Annotated in this window: 19 protein-coding genes; 8 read left to right on the forward strand and 11 right to left on the reverse strand. The window is 56.9% G+C overall.

The features are described 5' to 3' along the window. The first annotated feature begins 1 nt into the window (after position 1). Together HNQ72_RS04185 and HNQ72_RS04190 are read left to right on the forward strand one after the other, a co-directional pair. Positions 2-418 (forward strand): GNAT family N-acetyltransferase, encoded by a 417-nt coding sequence (locus HNQ72_RS04185; RefSeq protein ID WP_183989797.1) that lies wholly within the window; start codon positions 2-4, stop codon positions 416-418. A 139-nt stretch (positions 419-557) separates the two neighbouring features. Next, positions 558-971 carry a GNAT family N-acetyltransferase gene (locus HNQ72_RS04190; protein WP_183989799.1) on the forward strand — a complete coding sequence of 138 codons (414 nt, stop codon included), beginning with the start codon at positions 558-560 and terminating at the stop codon, positions 969-971. Positions 972-975: 4 nt separating this feature from the next. On the opposite strand, the gene HNQ72_RS04195 is transcribed toward HNQ72_RS04190, so the two are convergent. Beyond that, on the reverse strand, positions 976-2,289 hold the full coding sequence (locus tag HNQ72_RS04195) for an MFS transporter (RefSeq protein ID WP_183989801.1): 1,314 nt from the start codon (positions 2,287-2,289) through the stop codon (positions 976-978). A 70-nt stretch (positions 2,290-2,359) separates the two neighbouring features. Then, positions 2,360-2,860, reverse strand: a complete 501-nt coding sequence (locus tag HNQ72_RS04200; protein ID WP_183991296.1) for a GNAT family N-acetyltransferase — start codon at positions 2,858-2,860, stop codon at positions 2,360-2,362. A 302-nt stretch (positions 2,861-3,162) separates the two neighbouring features. On the opposite strand from HNQ72_RS04200, the gene HNQ72_RS04205 reads away from it, so the two are divergent. Both HNQ72_RS04205 and HNQ72_RS04210 read left to right on the forward strand, forming a co-directional pair. Then, the gene (locus tag HNQ72_RS04205) at positions 3,163-4,146 is read left to right on the forward strand and encodes a glutathione S-transferase family protein (RefSeq protein ID WP_183989803.1); all 984 of its coding nucleotides are present in this window, start codon (positions 3,163-3,165) and stop codon (positions 4,144-4,146) included. A gap of 233 nt (positions 4,147-4,379) precedes the next feature. Beyond that, positions 4,380-4,829 (forward strand): hypothetical protein, encoded by a 450-nt coding sequence (locus tag HNQ72_RS04210; RefSeq protein ID WP_183989805.1) that lies wholly within the window; start codon positions 4,380-4,382, stop codon positions 4,827-4,829. Positions 4,830-4,904: 75 nt separating this feature from the next. Here the strand turns inward: HNQ72_RS04210 and HNQ72_RS04215 are convergent, their stop codons facing one another. After that, a complete protein-coding gene (locus HNQ72_RS04215) occupies positions 4,905-5,297 on the reverse strand; it encodes an NUDIX domain-containing protein (RefSeq protein WP_373289361.1) in 393 nt (130 codons plus the stop codon). A 161-nt stretch (positions 5,298-5,458) separates the two neighbouring features. Here HNQ72_RS04215 and HNQ72_RS04220 point away from each other — a divergent pair, with 161 nt between their 5' ends. From HNQ72_RS04220 to HNQ72_RS04230, 3 genes are all read left to right on the forward strand, one after another. Continuing rightward, a complete protein-coding gene (locus HNQ72_RS04220) occupies positions 5,459-6,418 on the forward strand; it encodes a metallophosphoesterase family protein (RefSeq protein ID WP_183991298.1) in 960 nt (319 codons plus the stop codon). Positions 6,419-6,508: 90 nt separating this feature from the next. Beyond that, positions 6,509-6,991, forward strand: a complete 483-nt coding sequence (locus tag HNQ72_RS04225; protein ID WP_183989809.1) for a sigma factor-like helix-turn-helix DNA-binding protein — start codon at positions 6,509-6,511, stop codon at positions 6,989-6,991. Continuing rightward, complete coding sequence (locus HNQ72_RS04230) at positions 6,988-7,842, forward strand: anti-sigma factor family protein (RefSeq protein WP_183989811.1); 855 nt, start codon at positions 6,988-6,990, stop codon at positions 7,840-7,842. Before HNQ72_RS04225 ends, HNQ72_RS04230 begins: the two co-directional genes overlap by 4 nt. Positions 7,843-7,917: 75 nt before the next feature. On the opposite strand, the gene leuA is transcribed toward HNQ72_RS04230, so the two are convergent. The 5 genes from leuA to HNQ72_RS04255 form a co-directional block, all read right to left on the reverse strand. Continuing rightward, entirely contained in the window at positions 7,918-9,630 is a 1,713-nt protein-coding gene (leuA, locus tag HNQ72_RS04235) for a 2-isopropylmalate synthase (protein WP_183989813.1), read from the reverse strand. 352 nt (positions 9,631-9,982) lie between these two features. Continuing rightward, the gene (locus HNQ72_RS04240; protein ID WP_183989822.1) at positions 9,983-11,164 is read right to left on the reverse strand and encodes a benzoate/H(+) symporter BenE family transporter; all 1,182 of its coding nucleotides are present in this window, start codon (positions 11,162-11,164) and stop codon (positions 9,983-9,985) included. A 110-nt stretch (positions 11,165-11,274) separates the two neighbouring features. Then, a complete protein-coding gene (gene eglC / locus HNQ72_RS04245) occupies positions 11,275-12,711 on the reverse strand; it encodes an endo-1,3-1,4-beta-glycanase EglC (protein ID WP_183989824.1) in 1,437 nt (478 codons plus the stop codon). 266 nt (positions 12,712-12,977) lie between these two features. After that, the gene (locus HNQ72_RS04250) at positions 12,978-13,829 is read right to left on the reverse strand and encodes a class I SAM-dependent methyltransferase (protein ID WP_183989826.1); all 852 of its coding nucleotides are present in this window, start codon (positions 13,827-13,829) and stop codon (positions 12,978-12,980) included. A 120-nt stretch (positions 13,830-13,949) separates the two neighbouring features. Beyond that, positions 13,950-14,633 (reverse strand): winged helix-turn-helix transcriptional regulator, encoded by a 684-nt coding sequence (locus tag HNQ72_RS04255; protein WP_183989828.1) that lies wholly within the window; start codon positions 14,631-14,633, stop codon positions 13,950-13,952. 223 nt (positions 14,634-14,856) lie between these two features. On the opposite strand from HNQ72_RS04255, the gene HNQ72_RS04260 reads away from it, so the two are divergent. Next, complete coding sequence (locus HNQ72_RS04260; RefSeq protein ID WP_183989830.1) at positions 14,857-17,532, forward strand: bifunctional diguanylate cyclase/phosphodiesterase; 2,676 nt, start codon at positions 14,857-14,859, stop codon at positions 17,530-17,532. 132 nt (positions 17,533-17,664) lie between these two features. On the opposite strand, the gene HNQ72_RS04265 is transcribed toward HNQ72_RS04260, so the two are convergent. The 3 genes from HNQ72_RS04265 to HNQ72_RS04280 all read right to left on the reverse strand — a co-directional run bounded on the left by HNQ72_RS04265 (position 17,665) and on the right by HNQ72_RS04280 (position 21,806). Next, entirely contained in the window at positions 17,665-18,273 is a 609-nt protein-coding gene (locus HNQ72_RS04265; protein WP_112456822.1) for an ATP-dependent Clp protease proteolytic subunit, read from the reverse strand. Positions 18,274-18,882: 609 nt separating this feature from the next. Next, entirely contained in the window at positions 18,883-20,355 is a 1,473-nt protein-coding gene (locus HNQ72_RS04275; protein WP_183989834.1) for a hypothetical protein, read from the reverse strand. Positions 20,356-20,750: 395 nt separating this feature from the next. Next, the gene (locus HNQ72_RS04280) at positions 20,751-21,806 is read right to left on the reverse strand and encodes an O-antigen ligase family protein (protein ID WP_183989836.1); all 1,056 of its coding nucleotides are present in this window, start codon (positions 21,804-21,806) and stop codon (positions 20,751-20,753) included. Positions 21,807-21,850 lie beyond the last annotated feature (44 nt).

Below are 21,850 nucleotides of genomic sequence, written 5' to 3' on the forward strand. Positions count from 1 at the left end.
TGTGGCCCGTATCGACGTCACTGCCTCGCCTTCCGGAGAAGATCTCGATGCCATCCTCAGGAGCCTGACATCCTATAACGAACATGATGTCGGACCCGCCGACCGCATTCCTCTTGCCGTTCTCATCAGGAATGAAGAGGGCAAGACCATTGGCGGCCTTTCGGGCTACACATCGTGGGGCTGGCTGTTCACCCAGTTGCTGTTCATTCCCGAACAGCTGCGCGGTCAGGGCATGGCCGCAAGGCTCCTTGAACAGGCCGAAACAGAAGCCCGCCGCCGCGGCTGCCGCGGTGCATGGATCGACACGTTCAATCCGCAGGCGCTCAAGGCTTATCAGCGCCACGGCTACGAGATTTTCGGAGAGCTGCCGGCCTTTGTCGGCGAGCGCACCCGCACCTTCCTTAAAAAGACCCTTTAGTTTATCGATGCGCTCCTCTTTGAAGCAATTCCAGCAAAAGTGGATGCCGGTTTTGCGTTCGGAATTGCGTTAGACAAAACGGGGAGAGCTGTTTCGCGTTTCGAAGAAATGCGGAAAAGCTCGAGGAGGAGCATACGGCATGGAATTGAAAGTGACCGAGGGCATAGCGCCGCTGGAGGAAGACGCAATCCTGCAGCTCTTGCGCGCCTTCAACATCGCCACCTTCGGCGAAAGTAACCGCCGCGAACTGACAATCCCGCTTTACGATGACGATGGCGAAATCAGCGGCGGCATCGTCGGCTATACCGGCCGCGGCTGGCTTTACGTCTCGATGCTCTACATCCCGGAAAACTTGCGCGGCCAGGGCCTTGCGACCCGCATGCTGACCATGGCGGAAGATGAAGCGCGCAAGCGCGGCTGTATCGGCGCCTATATCGACACGATGAACCCGGCAGCGCTCGGCCTCTACCGAAAACTCGGCTACACCGAGATCGGCAACCTCGACGCCCTTTCCGGCGGCCATGTCGTGACATGGCTCGCCAGAAGGTTCTGATTTGTCACGACAGCGAAACGTCGCGCGTCTCGACCCGGATCATCAGCGCCGCCACAGCCGCTAGAGCGAGCAGAGCGGCGAAAATGCCGATCGTCAAGCCGAAGCCGTGGCTGACCATATAAACCATTGCCGAGGGCGCAAGCAGTCCGCCGAGGCGCGCCATGGCGCCTGCCGCTCCCATGCCGGTCGCGCGCGAGCGTGTCGGGAAGAGTTCAGGCGTATAGGCGTAAAGCGCACCCCAGGTGCCGAGCAGCGCAAAGCTCATCAGCAGCAGCGACGCCCCGATGACGGCGGAGGCGGATCCGAGCACGAAAAGCAGGCAACCGGCCGCAGACAGGATACAGAAGCCCGTCAGCGTCGGTTTGCGGCCCCATTTTTCGACACCGTAAGCTGCCAGCGCGTAACCCGGAATCTGTGCGAGCGCCACCAGAACCAGAAAACCGTAACCACGGACGAAGCCGAACCCTTCGCTTGCCAGCTTCGCCGGCATCCAGGTGAAAATCCCGTAATAGGAAACGGACACAAGGAACCAGATCGCAAGGATCATCGTGCTGGTTCGGCGCAGCGCCGGAGAGAAAATGCCTTCGCGCATCACTGCAGGCGCAGGCACAAGCTCCTCGTCATCTGCAAGCCCGCGGCCATTATTGACCGTCATTATCCGATCCATGACATCGCGAGCCTCGTCGCTGCGTCCCGTGCGCAAAAGATAGATCGGCGATTCTGGGATGAGAACGCGCAGTCCGATCCCGATCAATGCCGGCAAAGCCGTCACGGCAAAGATCAGGCGCCAGGCATCTGCCATGCCCGCAAGGCTCGCGGCCCATGCCGTCAGCGCGACAATCAAAGTACCGATCGCCCAGAACCCTTCCAGCGCCACCAGCCAGCGCCCGCGATTTTTCGCCGGCAGGAATTCCGACATCATCGCGTAATCGACCGGAAGCGTGCCCCCGACGGCAATCCCTGTCAGGAACCTGAGGATCAGGAGAATGGTGAAATCGGGTGCGAAAACCGAAAGCAGGCCGAATAACGCGTCGCAGGAAACGGTGATGATCAGGACATTACGCCGACCAATTTTGTCCGCGAGCCTGCCAAACCCCATCGCACCGAGAAACATGCCGAGAAAGAAGAGAGTGCCTGTTTGCAACGCTTCGGGAATGGTCAGCCCGAAGCTGGCGGCAATAGATGCCGCGGTAAAACCGACAGCCAGTACCTGCATCGCATCGGCCGCCCAGACAAGGCCGAAAACCCCGATCAATCTTCGCTGATATCGTCCAGCTCCGGCGCGGTCGAGCGCCTCGTCCACCGTAATTGCTCTCATCCCACTGCCTTCTTTATGAGGCACCGGCTCCCCTATTAGCCGGCAACATGAGAGGCATAGTTGATTTGTGTTATTTACGCCAGCCGATGTCGCCTTTGAGACGCGGATGAACATCGCCAGCAAGCGGGACGACAAGCACCCGAGCCGGATCGACCGGCCCCGGAAACGCCAGCGCGTCATAGGCCACCTTCTCGAAACCGAGCGGCATGTAATAGGGCGGGTCGCCGATCAGGATCACGCCTTCGGAACCCTTGCGCTTTGCCGCTTCGATCGCGATCCGCACCAGCTCCCGGCCGATGCCCATGTTCTTGTGTGTCGGCCGCACGGCAAGCGGTCCGAGCATGTGCCCCTTCACCGTCCCGGCCAGAACCGGGGTCATCCGAACGGAAGCAATCGTCTCGCCGTCATCGGCGCAAATGAAGGAAAGCGACCGGTCATGCGGCCCCTGCTCACGGATCCGCGCGGCGGCGCGCACATGACGGCCTGGCCCGAAAGCCTCCTCATTGATAAGCTCGATCGCCGCATCATGCGACGCGTCTTCCGTCAGATAGACGAGATCGTGCTTTGCCAGAGATTTCCGGGCGACAAGGTGCAGAGAGGCAGATGAAGACATGGGAGAACCGAAGCCGTAGATAAGGAGCGGACAGGACATGCGAAGTCGATGACGCCTCGTCTGGCGTCTTGGTCGATCTTCAGCGTCGTCGCAGTGCCCGTGCTTCGGTCATGTAAACTGATCATCCCACAAAAATGTGAAAAGCCAACTAGCAGGATTTTTTTCACCCGTCCAATGCAAAAACACACTGTTCGAAAAATTACGGCTCGTAATCTTGAGCCCCTGCCGTATCTATCCGGCAACAGACAAAGGAGAGCGCCATGGGCAGGCTCGTCGACGGCAAGTGGCAGGATGTATGGTACGATACGAAGGCGACCAAGGGACGTTTCGAGCGCTCGCAATCGCAGTTTCGCAACTGGGTGACAGCTGATGGCGCAGCCGGCCTCTCCGGCAAGGGCGGCTTCAAGGCTGAGGCCGGGCGTTACCACCTCTATGTCTCCTATGCCTGTCCCTGGGCGCACCGCACGCTGATCTTCCGCAAGCTCAAGAAGCTCGAAGACTTCATTTCTGTGTCCGTCGTCGACTACCTGATGCTGGAAAACGGCTGGGAATTCAAAAAACGCGACGGCGCAACCGGCGACGATCTTTTTGGCTCCGATTACCTCTATCAGGTCTATCTGAAAGCCGATCCGCATTATTCGGGCCGCGTGACCGTGCCAGTTCTGTGGGACAAGCAGCAGAATACCATCGTCTCTAATGAAAGCGCCGAAATCATCCGCATGATGAGCAGCGCCTTCGATGACCTGACCGGCTCCGACCTCGATTTCTATCCCGCCAAGTTGCACGAGGAAATCGACGCACTCAACGCCGTCGTCTACGACCGGGTCAACAACGGCGTCTACAAGGCGGGGTTTGCCACAACACAGGAAGCCTACGAGGAAGCCGTAACTGCCCTGTTCGAAACACTCGACACGCTGGATCAGCGCCTCGAAACAAGCCGCTATCTTTTCGACGACAAGATTACCGAAGCCGACTGGCGCCTGTTCACCACGCTTTTGCGGTTTGATCCCGTCTATGTCGGCCACTTCAAATGCAACATCCGTCGCATTTCCGATTACCCCAACCTTTCCGGGTACTTAAGAGATCTTTATCAGCATCCCGGCATCGCCGAGACCTGCAATCTCGTCCATATCAAAGGCCACTACTACGGCAGCCATAAGACCATCAATCCGACCGGCATCGTTCCCATCGGGCCATTACTGGATCTCGAGACTGCTCATGGCCGCGAGAGACTTGGGGGCTGAAACGCCCCCTAGTCTTCACCAACATCACCGACCCGTCGCCTGGCCGCGACAAAGATATTCGCCTTGAGAGGAAAGAGTGTATGAGCCAACAGGCTCATGCACTCTTTCCGACGTCCGTCGATACGGGTCGGGCAGTAAAACTGGATTGAATTTCACTAATTTAGAGATTCATTGACAACGCAAACGGCCGGTTCATAGTCCCCGATCGCAATTATGCACCTGGGGAGGCCCCAATGACCAATCGCACCATCATTCTTGCATCTTTTGCCCTGCTCGCCTCTGCAGCTTTCGTGACCCCGGCGTCCGCACTCACAATGAAGGAATGCAGCGCCAAGTATCAGGCCGCCAAGGCTGACGGTTCCGCCAAGGACGTCAAATGGAACGACTACCGCGCCAAGTTCTGCGGCGCAGACGCTGCCGCCGAAGACGCCGCCGACGACAAGGAAGTTGCGGCGACGACAGAGAAGGAGCCTGCAAAGGCAACCACCAAGGCTCCGAAGAGCGTCGTTTTCCCGAATGCTATCGACAAGAAATATTCGAGCGAGACGCCTGCCAAGGCCCGGCTCAAGACCTGCGTCGACACCTATCACAAGAACAAGGACGACGGCACGCTCGGTGAGCTCAAGTGGATCCAGAAAGGTGGCGGTTATTGGAGCCTGTGCAATACGGCTCTTAAAAGCTGACGCCGATCGCAAGCCCACAACATCATCACCCGCCGTCTCGGACAACTGCTCCGAGGCGGCGGATAATCAGACCCGTCACCAGAAATCCCCGCGCTCGGCGTCTCCGCTCAACTCCCGCAGCCGCCTGAGCGTCGCATCCGTCACGTCTTTCGGCAGCGCATCCAGCGCAAAGAACCCGCTCTCGGCAATTTCGCGATCAGGCATTCGCGGAGCCGTCTGCTCGACGGTGACGCGATAGAACAGCACATGATCGCGCTTGCTGGCCTTCCGGTTGTAATAGACATGCAGAAGCTCGGGCTTGGCAGTCATGACCAGATTGCCTTCTTCGTGCAATTCCTTGGTCAGCGCATCCAGCGCCGTTTCGCCATGTTCCATGCCCCCGCCCGGCATATACCAGCCCGGAACATAGGTGTGGCGAACCAGAAAAACCTCGCCCCGAACGTTGAAGCAGGCTGCGCGAACACCCATCGTCATCCCGCGGGAAACAAGGAAAAATCGATGCAGCAGCCAGACCACGATACGCGTCCGCCACGTCCCTATTTCAGCTATGCCGGTAGCGCCCATCAACTCTCCGCTCCGCTCGCGTAAATTTCATAACGAATTTCCGTTTCGTGCGTTATGTCTGGGCCATGTTCAAATTCGCCCATATTTCCGACATTCATCTGGGACCGCTTCCGAAACTGTCGATTCGGGAACTCATGTCCAAGCGTATCACCGGCTTCATCAATTGGCACCGCAACCGGCGCAAGCATCTGTTCGTCAATACACTCGATCTTTTGCTCAGCGATCTCAAGGCCCGCCATCCCGATCAGCTCATCATCACCGGCGATCTGGTCAATCTGGCGACCAAGATCGAGACCCGGCTGGCGAGAGAATGGCTGGATACGATCGGAGATCCCGAAGATACCACCGTCGTTCCGGGAAACCACGACGCCTATGTGCCGGGCGCCCACGACAAGTCGGTCGCAGCCTGGTATCCGTTCATCAGAAGTGACGACGATCCCGGCGAGTGGCCGAAAAACGACCATATATTCCCGACCTATCGCCAACGGGGACCGCTCGCGATCATTGGCTGTTCGACATCTAACGCCACGCCTCCGTTCTCCGCGTCTGGCTTTTTCAGCCCCAGACAGGCCCGCGAGACAGTCAATCTTTTGAAAAAGGCCGGCGAGGAAGGCCTGTTCCGCGTCGTCCTGATCCATCACCCGCCAATTCAGGGAGCGGCCTCCTCGCACAAACGCATGATCGGCATCCGGCGCTTTGCCGCGGCCATTTCGACCGGCGGGGCCGAACTCATCCTGCATGGGCATACCCATCTCAATACCGTCTACTGGCTGAAGACTCATGACCGGCCGGTACCGGTTGTCGGCATCGCGTCCGCCTCGCAAGGTCCCGGCGGACACAAGCCCCGCGCCGCCTACAACCTCTTCAACCTGTCCGGCAAGCCGGGAGCATGGAACCTCAGTTGCGAGCGTTACGGGCTGACCGAAAGCGGCGACAGCATCCATCTCGACGAGACGAAGCTCTTCTATGGAGAGGCCCCATTACAGTTCTCGGTGGAGGAAGCAGCAAGAGTTCTGCAAGGTTAAGAGATGCTTGTTGCAGAATCGTCACAATCGATTCATAGTTAGTACCATCAAGCATTCATTCTACTGAGAGCAAAAGGCCATATTCCTCTGATGAATCCGCCAGCAGTTTCAACCGACATCCGTCGTGACCTTGTGGCTTTGCTGCCGCGGCTGCGGCGGTTCGCCCAGACGCTGACCGGAGATGCGAATGCAGCGGACACGCTCCTGCGCGAAGTTTCTGCCCGCGTCATTCTTAAAAGCCATCACTGGAAAGGCGAATGCCGGTTGGAAAGCTGGGTGTTCAATCAGATCCGGATCGGCTGGAGCGACGAGCTTCGTAAACGCAACCGCCAGGAACCGCTCTCAAAGCAGAATGCCGAAGCAACCGGCGTTAGCGACGGTGAAACCAAGGCGTTCCTCGGCATGCCTGAGGGTCTGGCAAGCACGCTTCTTCTCGTTGATGTCGAAGGTTTCGATTATTCTGAGGCAGCATCGATTCTCGGCGTCACGCCGGAACTCGTCTCATCCCGCCTCTGTGCCGCACGATTGGCACTTGCCTCCCAACCGCCTGGTTTGGCGGAAAAGAGAGCATGACTATGGCAAATAAAGAGCCATCGGCGATTGAACGTCGTCTTTCGGCGTTTGTCGATAGCCAGGTGTCGGATACGGAGCGTCAAGATGTCGAATCCCTGCTCGTCAACGATCCGCATGCCCGCGCGCTGCACGACGATTTGAAACGCGGCAGCCAGACCGGCCGACTTCTTCTCGAAGAAATGCTCAAGGAGCCGGTGCCGCTCGATCTCGTCCGCAGCATCAAGAACGCCCCCCTGCCCCGCAAGGCGGTACGGCTTCCGGGATCTACCCGCCGCAACAGAGCCTTTCGTCCCTCGGGCCTGCAGGCTCTGTCGGCCTGCGCCCTGACGCTCTTGGTTGGCGGCAGCCTGGGCTACATGATCGGCGCTCGACCGGATGGCACTCGCGCGCCGCAAGCATTGGCAAGCCCGGCATTCCAGCAACGCGACTGGCTGGACGATATCGTTTCCCATTTCCGCCTCTACAGCCGCCAGCAGAACCGGCTGGTGGAGATCGGCGCGGACAGGCCAGCCGATATTCTCGAATGGCTGACCACCGGAACCGGCGTCGGCTTCCGCATTCCGGACCTGACCGATAGCGGGCTTGCCTTCGTCGGCGCACGTCTGGTCACGGCTGAAAACACCCCAACCGGCATACTTTTCTATCGCCGCACCACCGGCGACAATGAAGGCGACATTCTGGCCTTGACCTTCTCCAGAGCGCGGCCAGAAACGGCCAAGCCGATTGAGGACATCCGCCTCGACACCAGCCTCGTCTCCTGGAGCACCCCGCTTGCGACCTATGTGATCGTCGCTCCGTCTTCGGCCGCCGATCTCGACGAGATCGCCGCAAAGGCTGCCGGCCTCATCTGACGACCATTTAAGCTCAACAAAAAAGCCGCCGCGGGAAGCCGCAGCGGCTTTTTTGTTTACGAGACCCGAGAACGCTTAGCGCGCCCTCTCCTCCAACACCCGGTTTGCTGCGGAAACGATCGCATCGAGCGAAGCCGTGACGATATTCGTGTTGACGCCGGCACCGAACAGCTTGCCGCCCGGATGCTGCATCTCGACATAGGCGATAGCCGAAGCATTCGAGCCATGCTGCAGCGAGTGCTCTGAATAATCGTTCACCGACAGATCGATACCGAGATAGATCGACAGCGCATTGATGAACCCGTCGATCGGCCCGGTTCCCTTGCCTTCGATGCGCTTCGTCTCGCCATTGTCGATAATCTCTGCCGCAACGACCCGCACGCCCTTGTGGTGAGGCTCAGACGGATAGGTGTGGTGATCGACGAACTTCAGACGCGCACCGGACTGCTCCACATAACGCTCCATGAAGCGCTCGTGGATACGCTTAGAAGACAGTTCCTTGCCTTCTTCGTCGGTGATCCGCTGAATGTCCTCGCGGAACTCCACCTGCAGGTTTCGCGGCAGGTTCAGACCATAGTCCTGCTGCAGGATATAAGCGATGCCGCCCTTGCCCGACTGCGAATTGATGCGAATGATCGCCTCGTAGGAACGGCCGACATCCTGCGGGTCGATCGGCAGGTAGGGCACTTCCCATACCGGATGGTTGGCAACCTTGATCGCCTTCATCCCCTTGTTGATCGCATCCTGGTGCGATCCGGAAAACGCGGTATAGACCAGTTCTCCGACGTAAGGATGGCGTTCAGGAATGACCATCTCGTTGGAATATTCGTAGACTTCCTTGATCCGCTCGATGTCGGAGCAATCCAGTTCGGGATCGATGCCTTGCGTGAACATGTTCAAGGCCAAGGTCACGACGTCGACATTGCCGGTGCGCTCGCCATTGCCGAACAGCGTGCCCTCGACGCGGTCCGCACCCGCCATCAGCGCCAGTTCGGTTGCTGCAATGCCTGTACCGCGGTCGTTATGCGGATGTACCGAGATGATGACGTTTTCGCGATTGTCGATATTGCGGCACATCCATTCGATCTGGTCGGCATAGATGTTCGGCGTCGCCATTTCGACGGTCGACGGCAGGTTGAGGATCAGCTTGTTGTCGGCCGTCGGCTTCACCACCTCGATCACCGCGTTGCAGATCTCCAGCGCCACATCCAGCTCGGTGCCGGTAAAGCTTTCCGGCGAATATTCGAAACGATAACCGCCGCCGGCCTTCGCCGCCATGTCGGTGATCATCTTGGCCGCATCGACGGCGATCTGCTTGATGCCGTGCACGTCCTTGCCGAACACCACGCGGCGCTGCAGCTCCGACGTCGAGTTATAGAAATGGATGATCGGCTTGTGCGCGCCTTCGAGCGATTCGAAGGTGCGGGTAATCAGTTCCGGCCGGCACTGCACCAGCACCTGCAGCGACACGTCCTCCGGCACGCCGCCCTCTTCCACGCACCAGCGGGCGAAATCGAAATCGGTCTGCGATGCGGACGGGAAACCGATCTCGATTTCCTTGAACCCCATGTCCAGGAGCAGCTTGAACATCCGCGCCTTGCGGTCATGGCCCATCGGGTTGACCAGCGACTGGTTGCCGTCGCGCAGATCGACCGAACACCAGATCGGCGCCTTCTCGATCGCCTTCGACGGCCATGTGCGGTCCGGAATGTTGATGATCGGATAGGCGCGGTACTTCACACCTGCGGACTGCATACCTTTTGCCGATGCGGAAATCTTGTTGTCCATGTCTTCGTCCTTCACTCGCATCCGCAGGAGCATTTTGGCTCGATGCCGTTCACGGCCATCCGACTGCGGACTTTGGACCTCTTGTGGTCCGGTTTCATTATTTGGGATTGATGCGAGGAGCACTTACGCCGGCAGGCTTTTCGGCCGCCGGGCGCTCCTCAACGGACCCGGCAACCGAGTGTAAGGTCGAGGCTAAGAAGCGAGAGAGGCGCGAAAACCGTCGCCCCGGCAGCGGTGCTGCGGGCGGCAAAACGGTCAAACATGATCGCGCCTGTCATGGTCATGGGGAGATGTATAGCGATACATCAGCCATCCGGCAAGAACGGCTTTCGCGCTTCCGGTACGCCTCCGGTCAGGCGGATTTCTTCATCACCTTCGAAAGGCCGATCATCACGGCACCGGCCACCAGCCCCCAGAAAGCCCCGGAAATCCCGGCAAATGTGGCGCCCGAAGCGGTAACCAGGAAGGTGATAGCAGCAGCTTCGCGGGTCTCCGGCTCGCGCCATGCGGCAAAGGCAGCATTCGAAAATGCGCCGATCAAACCGAGGCCCGCGACCGCCTGCAACAGAATCGGTGGTGCCATCGAGACGAAGGCGATGATGCCCCCGGCGATCAGCCCGAGCACCGTATAGGTCGCTCCGCCGATAACGGCTGCCCAGTAACGCCGCTTCGGGTCGGGATGCGCATCCTCGCTGGCGCACATCGCCGCCGTGATTGCCGCAAGGTTCACCGGCACGCTGCCGAAGAAAGCGATGATGGTCGAGAATATGCCCGTCGAGGCAAACAGCGGCCCCGGCGGCGGCTCGTAATTGTGCGCCTTCAGGATGGCGATGCCCGGAATATTCTGCGAGGCCATGGTGACGATGAACAGCGGCAACCCCACCGAGATGAACCCGTGCCAGGTAAAGAGCGGCGGCACCCAGATCAGGTTAGGATGGATCGCAGCACCGATCTGGCCGAACACGTCATCGGGCAGATTTACGCCGAAGACCAGCACAAGCGCGAAGGCACCGAGCGCCGCCGGCACCGCCCAGAGCCGCCAGCGCGAGACCACGACCATCCAAGTCAGCACGATCGGAAGCCCGAGCGCGGCATTGAAGGCGACGGCCTTTACCGGCGCAAGGCAGAGGCTGAGAAGAATGCCAGCCAGCATCGCATTGGCAATCGGCGCCGGGATCCTGCGAATCATCTGCCCGAGCGGCCGGAACAGGCCGGAAAGCGTGATCATCACGCCGCAAAGCACGAAGGCCCCGACCGCCGCAGGAAACCCGCCTTCGATAGCTCCGGTCGCCGCCAGAAGCGCACCGCCGGGCGTGGTCCAGGCCATCATGATCGGCATCCGGTGGCGAAGCGAAAAGAACACCGTAAGCACGCTTTGCGCGATGCAGACGGCAAGCAGCGCCGAGGCGATCTCTTCAGGCGATGCACCCATCGCCTGAAGGCCCTGCATGATGACGGCAAAGGAACTGACGAAACCGACAAAGGCTGTCAGCAGCCCCATCGTCAGCGTCGAGGGAGAAAGGTCCTTGAGCATGGGTATCCGAAAGGCTTGGCAAGGGGTGAAAATCTGATCCCTGCAGATCAAAATCCTCAGTCCCTTGCAAGCCTCGTCACGTCAAAACCGTTCGCCGGAGACAAACACGATCAGAGAAGCCACTCGCTGGTCTGTGCAGTGGATGCGGCATTCGTTGCCTCGAGGTCATCGAGCGAATAGGCGCGGATATAGTCGATGTTCATTTCCGACCCGTCGGGCAGCCCATCCGAAGGTGTACCCGCCATGCCGCCGATCGCCAGGTTGACGATCATGTACATCGGATCGTGCATGTCGTCGGGAGTATCCGTCTGCGCCACCGCCACATCGTCGAAATACCAGGTGATGTGATCTTCGTCCCACAACAGACCGTAGGTGTGAAACCCTTCGGTATCGGCCACCGCAACGTTGTTGATGACCGAAGTCTGCTTACCGGTTTCGTTCGAATGAGCCGAAAGGATCAATGTATTCGGGTCCTGTCCGCGCATTTCGATCACGTCCAGTTCCGGCGGCCATGAACCGTCCTCGGGCAACAGCCAGAAGGCGGGCCATGCCCCCTGCTCGTCCGGCATGTCCGCGCGGATTTCGAAATAGCCGTAGGTCTGCGCAAAGGACGCATGGGTCGTCAGCATGCCGGACGTATAGTCGTAACCCTCGACCTCACCGGAAAGCGCATCCGGCGTCTGTTCTGCCCGGATCGTCAAAACGCCGTCCGTCACCGAAAACGGATTTGCCGACGCTGTCGGTCCGTATAGAGGATTGACGTACCATTGCTGCTCGCCATTGGTATGCAGCGAAGCCCCCTTTTCGGGCGCCCACCAGTATTTCGCTTCCCACACTCCGTCCTGACCATCGTACAGGGAAAGCGAATTGAAGTCGTCGTTGAAGGTGAGCGTCAGGTTCGATCGATCGAGATTGAGCTCGAACTGATCAGCGCTAAGATCGTCCGCCGTGGTATTGGCCAGAACGACGCTTTCGCCATTCCCCAGATTGAGCCAGAGATCCGTCCCCTGCTGGGAGGATTGGCTGATCAGCTGATCGAAGGATGTCACACCGTAACCATCGAGCCGGATCGTATCGTCATCGCTGAAATCGGTAATGAGATCGGTCCCGTTGCCCTTGGAGATGATGAACGTATCGGCGCCACCGCCGCCGATCAGCACATCGTTTCCTGCCCCGCCATCGATCGTCTGGCGGGTCGATCCGCCTCGGATGATATTGTCGGCGGAATTGCCGAAAGCATAACGGTTGTCGCCGGTTACTCGAAGATTCTCGAAATTCTCAGGAAGTGTGTAACTCATCCAGGTATCGATCGTGTCCACACCTTCGCCAGGCTTTTCTTCGGCACGATTGATGCTGGAATAAAGATAGTAGATGTCGTCACCGGTTCCACCCGTCATCGTGACGTTGACGGAACTATCGCCCCACATGGAGTCATTGCCTGCGGTCCCATACTGGATCGGTCCGGAGCCTGTTGCGGAAAACCAGGCAGTCGAGCCAGCGCTGTAATAAAGTGCGACACCAAGCGCATTCGAAATGGAGTTCGTCATTGAAACTGCTCCTGTTTGAGTGGCTATCCTCCAAGTTCCTCCCACCCACAGCCTAACAGCCTGACCGTCTCAGATTTTCAATAACGCGTCATTTTCCCGGACAAACGGGCTACAGAGTTAAGTCCGGCCTAACCAGGCAGCCGTTTCTTATCGAATTGAAACACCTGTGCCCAATTGGAACAGCCGACCGGCGCCGTGCACCATAATCGGCACACGGCGCCGTAAACGTCTGCATCCTCGTTTTGCAGACGCCGGCCCGCCGGTCATCAACGCTTCGCTATGATGACCTCGAGATAGTCACTGGGTACCACCATCGTCCCATCCTCAGCTCGATTGAAGCTTTCGATGAGGTCAAGCAGGTCTCTTTCCAGAATGGCCTGCTTCTCTGTTGGCAACGCGCCAAAAGCCTTGTGTACCGGCCCGTACCAGGTACGGAACACCTCGACCCAGTGGCCTGGAGAACGGTAACGGAAGACGAAAGTCTCCCGGCTTGCGGAAACGCCTGCTGCAGAACCAAACAGTTCGTTCAATCGATCGGTTGTCCCCCAGAGCGATGGTGGGCGCAGGCCTGCCGGAGGAGGCACGTGGCGGCCGATCGTCTTGAACACCTGCCCTATGAAACTGTCCGGCGTCCAGTTGGCAAGACCGATACGCCCTCCCTTGCGGCACACCCTCAGCAATTCAGAAGCCGCTTTTTCCTGGTTCGGCGTGAACATCACCCCGAACGTGGAAAGCACGACATCGAAGTGATTATCGGCAAAGGGTAGCGCCTCGGCATCGGCCGTCTGAAAATTGACGCTGAGCCCCTCAGCTTCGGCACGCCGCCTGCCCTGCTCCAGAAGCGTCGGCACGTAATCGGTCGAGCTGACGATGCACCAACGCCGTGCCGCTGCGAGCGTCGCATTGCCGTTTCCCGCAGCAACATCCAGCACCGTTTCGCCGGCCCTCAGATCAAGCGCCTCGCAAAGCCTCTCGCCGACGATCTGTAAGGTCGTGCCGACGACCGCATAATTGCCTGAAGCCCAGGCACCTTGCTGGCGCGCCTTGACCGCGTTGAAATCCGCTCCCGCTCCCGCTGGCGCGGCGGGATGCGCAAGGTCCAGATTAGCTGTCTGCATTGTCTTTCCTCCCATGTCGAAGAGCCCGATGACGCGGGCAACAATTGGAGGATGCTTCAGTCTATGCCGGTTGCTCCAGTGTAGAAAATGAACCGGATCCGATACAGAAAATGCACCGGATCAGCAGGTGGCAAAAGAACTGCGCACCATCCAGTCATCAATCCGCGAGGCGATGTCTGCGTCGCCGATCAATGAAATTCGCCCCTCTTCAATCTCCGCCTTAAGGCCCGAAAGCCCCATCCACGCCGCCGTCATCGCCTTCAGTTCGGCGGTGACATAGAGATCGACGTCGTAACCCGGATCGATCAGGCAAAGGTCGATCGGCTGACCCGGCTTGTTGACCAGCCAATAGTGACGTTCCTCCCGAGGCAGTTCAGGGTAATTGAACTCGATAACGCTGCGCCTGCGCTTGGGCAGCGCTTCCGCATCGATCTTGCGGCGCATATTCCACATCAAAAGCCGCGCATCGAGATTTTCGAGCGTCACGTCGGCGTCGACATTCCGATGTGCCCAGCGACCAAGCTCTCTAACGATGGGGCCAAGTTCGTCCGCAATCCTGGTCGTGATATAGGTAATCTCGCCGGTCCGCTCGTTTGCGAAACGGGTCAATAGCCCGTTCATCTCCATTTGCTTCAGTCGCTTGGACATCAGCGTCGGCGACATACCGGGCACGCCGCGGCGGATTTCGTTGAAATGCGTTGAGCCGGACCACATTTCGGAAAGCAGCAGCAATGTCCAGCGCGGCTCGATAAGTTCGCAGGCTTTGGCGATCGGGCAAAACTGATTGTATCCGTCGTCCTTCATCGCAAACCTCCCGGCAGGAAAGTATGCGCCTCTGGATTTGCACGGTCCAGTCCATAAACTGTAGCGCGCAGCGAAAAACAAAACACGGAATGGATGCAGACAATTACTGAAGCAATATTTGGCTTACAGTAAAGTGACCATATTTCACGCCAAACCACGATTAGAAACGCATAATATTAAAGTTTGTCTGCAACTCTTTGCCATCATAAGACCGGAATATTCGATGGCTACCTTTTCTCATTCGGACAAATCGATGCGGCCGATCCAGAAGGCTTTTGGGTTGAGCTATTTTATTCCCGCAATCGTTGTCATTGCTGCGGTCGCCATCGGCTTTGTTCAAGCGGATAACGAAGAGCATGAGCGCTTTCTGGCAGAACAGAGACTCGTTGCCTCCGAGCGCCTTGCGCAGGTTTCCTCTCGCCTGGAAACACAAATTCACGGCAACGTAAACCTCATTCAGGGGCTTGTTGCCGCAATCGCCGCCAATCCAAATATGACCCAAGCGCAATTCAGCGCCCTGTCCGAACGTATCTTCAGTGTCCCGTCGCAATTGCGAAACGTCGTAGCGGCTCCAAACCTCGTGGTGCAGAACGTTTATCCATTCGATGAAAACAAGCAATTGATCGGGCAGGACTATAACGCCAAGCCGAAGCAGTCCGGCTCTGTTTTCGAAGCCATAAAGCGGCGCAAGACCACAATTGCAGGTCCGGTGAAGCTTACGCAGGGCGGGCACGGCCTGCTGGCACGCTATCCGGTATTTTCTATTGGAAACGGTCATTTCTGGGGTGTTGTCTCGGCAGTGATCGATGCCGACCGCTTGTATCGGGACAGCAATATGAGTTCCGACCAACAGACCCTCAACATCGCTATAGCGCGCCGCCCGCAACCCTCCGCCAAGGATGTCTTTGTCGGCGATCCCGCGGTCTTCGTCGAGGACGCGGTGCGTACGCGCATCGAACTCGGATACGACACATGGTACCTTGCCGCGGTCCCCAAGGGGGGATGGCTTCAGGAACCACCGGCAATCTTCATATCCCGGATCTACGCCGCCATGGTTGCCATCGGCATCATTGCGCCGCTGGTATGGGCTGGTTTGCTGATGAGGCAGCGGCATCGCAATCTCATCATACTGCAGCAGCGTGAGGAGGAACTGGAGGAAGTCTCACATCGCCTCGGCCTTGCCCTCGACTCCTCCGGCATTGGCGTGTGGGAATACCATCCAGAATCCGGAAGGCTTATCTGGGATCGTCGGATGCGCGAAATGTACTATGGCTCACCGGATCGGGACGTATTTTTCTATGAGGACTGGAAAAAAGCGATCCACCCGGACGACATTCAAGCTGCACAGGAAGAACTGCTCCAGACGATAGCTGAAGGTGTTCCTTACATCACTCAATTCCGCATCGTGTCTCCGAACGGAGAGATAAGATACATCCGTGCAAATGGCAGGGTCTACAGCACGGCAGGCCGCGAAATGCGGATCGTTGGCGCGAATTGGGATGTGACCAAGGATATGCTGCTGCAAGCAGAATTGCGCGAGGCGCGTTCTCGGGCAGAAGAACAAAATACCCAGCTCAGAGCAACGCGGCGGACGCTTGAACATCAATCTCTCCATGATGCCCTGACCGGCCTCCCCAACCGGCGTTTTCTGGACCAATTCATGGAAGCGGGTAGCGGCAAGGCGGAAACGAGCCATCGATTGGCCTTCATCCACGTGGACCTCGACCGTTTCAAGGAAGTCAACGACACGTTCGGCCACGCCGCTGGCGACGAGGTGTTGAGGCAGACAACCGCACGTCTCCTCGACCTTCTCACACCGGATGAATTCGCCTCACGCGTAGGCGGTGACGAATTCGTCATCGCCACCAGCGGCCCTTGCGTCGAACGTCGCTCGCGCGAACTTGCGCAGGCAATCGTCAGGTCACTTGCCCGGCCGATAGAAATCGGCGGCCACAAGTGCCGTATCGGCTGCAGCGCAGGAATATCCTGCCAGACGGCATCGATGGAGGAGCCTCGCGAACTTCTCATCAATGCGGACATTGCGCTCTACGAAGCCAAGAAACGCGGGCGCAACCGCTTCGAGATCTTTTCCGACGAACTGCGTATGGCTGCGGTGCTTCGTAAAACGATGTCGGACGAGTTCCTGACGGCACTGGAGCACGATCAGATCGTCCCTTATTTCCAACCCCAGTTCGATGCACGGACGTTGCAGATCGTCGGCGTCGAGGCACTCGCGCGATGGCAGCACCCGCAGCGCGGCACTCTTGCACCTGATCGCTTTCTCGATATTGCCGAAAGCCTGAATCGCGCAGCCGATCTTGACGCGGTTATTCTGGAAAAGGCACTTTTCCAGTCCGTTCGCTGGAAGGCACTCGGTCTGGATGTGCCGCATCTTTCGGTCAACATATCGGCGCAGAGACTAAAGGACGGACGCATGTTCGACCGGCTGGCAGACCTGCAGTTTTCTCCGGGCAGCCTGTCTTTCGAGCTTCTGGAATCCATCTCATTCGATGACCACGATGAAGACCTGCGTACGGCGATCACCCGGCTGAAGTCGCTCGGCATCGACATCGAGATCGATGATTTTGGCACCGGTCATGCCTCGATCGTCAGCTTGATCGAGCTGGGGCCGAAGCGATTGAAGATAGACCGCAAATTGATCTCGCCAATCGAGGCTTCTGCATCCCAGCGCAGACTTGTCGCCTCGATCATCGAAATCGGGCGGTCGCAGGATATCGAGATCGTTGCCGAGGGCGTGGAAACCGGCAAACATATCGATATCCTGCGCGGCCTCGGCTGCCACGTCTTGCAGGGTTACGCTTTCTCCAAGCCTCTTGCCGCTGCAGAGTTCATAACCTTCGTCGAAAACTGGCAAACGCGGCAACGTGCCGACGGGTAACAGTACAAGCAAGCCATTTAGGCGCCCTCCGGTTCCAGCCTTGCAAGATGAAAGATTGCAAACCTTGAACAGAAAAGCCCCGCCAGCGGCAAGCTGGCGGGGCTCTAAGTTTCAATAATCCGAAGCGCTATCTCAGATTTCGCTCTGCGACGTCACGATCTTCGATACCAGACCGTAGGAAACGGCTTCCTCTGCCGAGAGCCAGTAGTCGCGATCGATATCCTTGGCGATCTTCTCTTCCGTCTGGCCGGTGGCCTTGGCGAAAATCTTGATCAGGCGCTCGTTCATCTTGACGATTTCGCGTGCCTGGATCTCGATATCGGATGCCATGCCGCGCGTACCACCGGACGGTTGATGGATAAGGAAACGCGTGTTCGGCAGAGAAATGCGACGTTCTTTGGGAGCTGCTGCATAGATCAGCGCGCCTGCGGAAGCCACCCAACCCGTTCCGATCATCCAGACCTTCGGCTTGATGAACTTGATCATGTCATGAATGGAATCGCCCGATTCGACATGGCCGCCGGGAGAATTCACATAGATGCGGATATCATCATCACTTGCCGCCGAAAGCGCGACGAGCTGCGTGTTGACCTTTTGCGCCAGTTCCTGGGTAATCGGACCGTAGATGAAGATCGAGCGCGACTTGAAAAGATTCGCCTCTGTTTCCTTGCCGAGCGGCAATTCCTTGGTCTTGTCGTCGTTGTCGTCTTCGTCGTTCAGCACAGTCAGTGTCTCCTGCATGGGATTCAGAACATCGGACAAGATGTACCCGAACTTTTCTTTTCGCGCCACCTTGCCCCATATCTTCCGTTAAGTTGTTTGTTTCATTGCACATTCCGCAACAAAACCAAAATCACTTGCGCCATTTGGTATCATCGCGCCCCGCCTATATCCACACAAAATATTACCCCGAGTTTTACCCCGACCGAACAGGGTAACGTCACGCAGAAATAGGAATGCCAAAATGGAAAAGAAAGGCCCGCTAGCTAGGCGGGCGATTTCTCTCCAAACAGATTTCGAAGTTTCAATCATCGCGCCGATTTGCCCCCGCGAGTTATCGACGGTTGTGCATCTTGTCGCATTCTCTCCTTGCGGCTTCGGCGCGGTCAGCAGTGACACACAGGGTCGGTCAGTATTCGGCATCACGGCGCCAGATCCATCGCCGCAGGCGGGCACAAACGCTTTTCAACGCGAAAGCCTAACGTTTCCGCCAATCGATCCGACTTCGCAATTCAACTGATGAAAGATCATTAGGATCTAAGCACAGCCAGACGAAAGTCTTCTCCATAAGCGGGCAGGAGGAATATTTGATGCGGCCACGACAACACTGCTTCGCCGACTGTCAATCGCTCACCGATTTATGGCGGCAATGTTCAATCGATCACGCACCATCTCGGAAACCGCTGCGGTCACATGAAGCCCGTCTGCCGTCGCAAAACCTCCGACGTACATCGTGCGAGTGGAGACTGTCTTTGCCTTGTTGAGTCGATACGTACCGATGCCTCCAGCGACACCAGTAAGCTGATCCAAGACGACTGAACTCGGCTCAAGGTTGTCCGCGCCGTAAGGGCCAGAGAGCTGACTGATCACAGGGTCACCGATAGACAATGAGCCATTGACGACAGACAAGACCGTGAGAGTTGTACCAATTTGGCTACCAGAAAATGTGCAAACCGTCGATCGCATCGCGTCATTAGAGTTTCGTGTAACTATGAACTTACCAATGCGGAACGGGTCAATAATATCAGCCATTTCCATAATAACATCATATCCGGCAAGACCTGACCGTATTAGATTGAGGTATAAACGCAACTTCCCATTCGTACCGGAGCCTTCCCAACCGGTCTGGTTGGCGAGCGTTGCCCAGCCATCGGTTGAGGTGTTATATGGCTGCAGTGTCGGCTTGATCATACTTAACGATGGATTGACTAGCCGGCATGCTGCCGCATAATCGGTGTCGCGTAAAGCCATCTGGGCCGGGGTATCACCAGTCGCCAAATCATTGGTACCATACCCCTGCCAAACGTGAGAAACATGCGGCAAGATCTCGTCACGGTACTTTCTCGATGCAGCCATTAGATGCCCCAGCAATGAGCCTGCGTTCGCAATGCTTGTGTATCCCATGAGCCGACCAACGCTCCGTGGCCCTAATCCAGTATCGCCGCTGTAATCGGTGCGGCCTTCTTGACCACCTTCGATACTGCTAGACCCGACAAAAAGAACGCTTGGCTTACACGTCATGGCCAGGACGGCGCGGGGAAACACGGTAATAACATTCGCTGGCGCGGATGTGCCTTGTGTAGGATCGAAAGGAGTGCCTGTGCCACTCAGGTAGCCATCAAGGGGATGGGCGCAATAGTCGCTCTGAAACTGTGTATAAACAGGACCGTTATCATTTTTTTGCAGGATATTTACAAGCACCTCGTCGCCGTCACGTATATCTACAGTCGGGAAGTGCAGATACTTATTTCCATTGGGGAGAATCGTTTCTCCTTCCGCGTTGACAGACTCCGCACCGTCCCTGAGCCGCCGAATAGACGCCTTGATAGTCCCCGCTCCCCACGCAGCCTCAGTGTTAAGAACGTCATTGCTGAAGTTACCAAACATCAACTGGACACCTGAGCGGGCGTTATCGCGGATAGCGTGATAGGATGTAGAGGCAACCCATTTTTTTGAGGCGGCCGCAGAGTGACTGTTATTGTGTCTGCATCTGGTTGCAATGTTACCGAAATAAGCAACCGGAGGATCTTCGGCTCGGGCCTTGGACGCAAGTAAAGTAGCTAAGATAGAAGTGAAAAATCGCCGTCTGTCGATAATCAGCATGAAATTTCCCACACAGCAAGGTCGTCAGCTCTGCGAAAGCTGTTCATCTCAAAGGTGAGGAAACAGCACCCAACACCGCCAAAGCTCTTCAGTCTTACAGCGAAAATTAGCGCTTCGATCTGTTTGTCGCTAGCTCGATAACACTGCTAGTGCCACCAATCTGACGTGTCATTCGGGTGCAGAGGCCCGCCCCTCGTTCAAGGAATCCGGGCGGCGATGAAACGTAAACCAACTCGCACATTGAAAGCCGGGTGCCGAGCGTATCAATCGACCAGCTTGCAGTCGGCCGCAAGATGGACGCCAAACAATTCAATCCCCCAAGCAGCATTTTTATCTGCGCAGTCCTTTTTCCCAAACGACAAAAACACTCGACATGATAATTGGCTCACTGAGATTTATAGCCCTTGACTGCTTGCGCCAGCCGCCGTTCGACCCAATCTCTTCATCTTCTCTCGCCGGTAACGCCTCAAATCGACAGGGATATGTTTTATATTTGCCTGTTCATGCAACCAAAAGCCGAAGATGATCGAAAAGGTTACGGTTCCTCCTGAGGATATTACCTGGGGAGAAATTACACATGAGGCAACCAAAACGCACCCACTAAGAAGTAATGGCACGCGATAGGCCGCTCGAGCGTAGCCAACCGGTTGGCTGACTATGTGACTAGCAAAAATCAGCAATACCATGCCGGCAAGGCCCCAATCCAGCATCACCCCAATCACACCGAGATCGCTCGCCGCAAAGTAGTCTTGGCCTAGCAGTATCCATGCCCTTTCGGCGCTAGCCGGAATACCAGCTCCAAAAATCGGATTACGTTCGATGAAATCTCGAGCAACCTCATACTCCATCATCCTGAAACGACCGGATGAATCACTTCGAAAAACAGCGTAGGGGTTCCAGCTTCCATCTATGAAACCATAGAAATTAAACAAGATCGCCGCCGCCAAAAGCAGCAAACAGATCCGCCTAATTATTATAAGATCCCTACTGAATATCAAAAATAGCATGGTGACCAGCAAAACCATGACTATGAATACGCGTGATAAACTCATCAAAATCGACGCAAGAAGTATCAGAGCCATAAGGCTATTGATCACCCCACCGATCGTCTTGGCGCGAAACAGCCAGTAGAAATAGGCCAGTGTTGCGGCACCGCCGTACATAAAAAGGCGTTCTCCACGCTCAATATCAGTAAGGACCATGTTTCCGAACAGATATCTTGGAACTGCTCCGCTCACATAAAAAAAAGCCAAAAAGAAATACAGCAGCGAATAAATTGTCGCGTATCTAAACAAAATCTTTAGAACATACTCCCTATGCCCGTGCAGGCTCGCCAAATAGAATATTATACAAGCACAAAGATTAACATACTGGAATGCTGAGTTAAAATTCACCGCCACGCGGGAATGGGCGGAAAAATTATAGATCTGACCAAAAATCAGAAGCAACATCGAGGCCGCCGCAACTATTACACCAAGCCTCAGAGTCACGAGCG

Origin of the sequence: Aliirhizobium wenxiniae (assembly GCF_014201355.1) — a bacterium.
GTDB classification, from domain to species: Bacteria; Pseudomonadota; Alphaproteobacteria; order Rhizobiales; family Rhizobiaceae; genus Neorhizobium; species Neorhizobium wenxiniae.

What these genes read in the sequence shown, in the direction of transcription:
- HNQ72_RS04205 (WP_183989803.1), top strand. Translation starts at nt 3,163, where the DNA reads ATGGGCAGGCTCGTCGACGGCAAGTGGCAGGATGTATGGTACGATACG.
- eglC (WP_183989824.1), bottom strand. Translation starts at nt 12,711, where the DNA reads ATGACGAACTCCATTTCGAATGCGCTTGGTGTCGCACTTTATTACAGC.
- HNQ72_RS04220 (WP_183991298.1), top strand. Translation starts at nt 5,459, where the DNA reads ATGTTCAAATTCGCCCATATTTCCGACATTCATCTGGGACCGCTTCCG.
- HNQ72_RS04280 (WP_183989836.1), bottom strand. Translation starts at nt 21,806, where the DNA reads ATGTTGCTTCTGATTTTTGGTCAGATCTATAATTTTTCCGCCCATTCC.
- HNQ72_RS04255 (WP_183989828.1), bottom strand. Translation starts at nt 14,633, where the DNA reads ATGAAGGACGACGGATACAATCAGTTTTGCCCGATCGCCAAAGCCTGC.
- HNQ72_RS04265 (WP_112456822.1), bottom strand. Translation starts at nt 18,273, where the DNA reads ATGCAGGAGACACTGACTGTGCTGAACGACGAAGACGACAACGACGAC.
- HNQ72_RS04190 (WP_183989799.1), top strand. Translation starts at nt 558, where the DNA reads ATGGAATTGAAAGTGACCGAGGGCATAGCGCCGCTGGAGGAAGACGCA.
- HNQ72_RS04195 (WP_183989801.1), bottom strand. Translation starts at nt 2,289, where the DNA reads ATGAGAGCAATTACGGTGGACGAGGCGCTCGACCGCGCCGGAGCTGGA.
- HNQ72_RS04225 (WP_183989809.1), top strand. Translation starts at nt 6,509, where the DNA reads ATGAATCCGCCAGCAGTTTCAACCGACATCCGTCGTGACCTTGTGGCT.
- HNQ72_RS04230 (WP_183989811.1), top strand. Translation starts at nt 6,988, where the DNA reads ATGACTATGGCAAATAAAGAGCCATCGGCGATTGAACGTCGTCTTTCG.
- leuA (WP_183989813.1), bottom strand. Translation starts at nt 9,630, where the DNA reads ATGGACAACAAGATTTCCGCATCGGCAAAAGGTATGCAGTCCGCAGGT.
- HNQ72_RS04260 (WP_183989830.1), top strand. Translation starts at nt 14,857, where the DNA reads ATGGCTACCTTTTCTCATTCGGACAAATCGATGCGGCCGATCCAGAAG.
- HNQ72_RS04210 (WP_183989805.1), top strand. Translation starts at nt 4,380, where the DNA reads ATGACCAATCGCACCATCATTCTTGCATCTTTTGCCCTGCTCGCCTCT.
- HNQ72_RS04240 (WP_183989822.1), bottom strand. Translation starts at nt 11,164, where the DNA reads ATGCTCAAGGACCTTTCTCCCTCGACGCTGACGATGGGGCTGCTGACA.
- HNQ72_RS04250 (WP_183989826.1), bottom strand. Translation starts at nt 13,829, where the DNA reads ATGCAGACAGCTAATCTGGACCTTGCGCATCCCGCCGCGCCAGCGGGA.
- HNQ72_RS04215 (WP_373289361.1), bottom strand. Translation starts at nt 5,297, where the DNA reads ATGGGTGTTCGCGCAGCCTGCTTCAACGTTCGGGGCGAGGTTTTTCTG.
- HNQ72_RS04275 (WP_183989834.1), bottom strand. Translation starts at nt 20,355, where the DNA reads ATGCTGATTATCGACAGACGGCGATTTTTCACTTCTATCTTAGCTACT.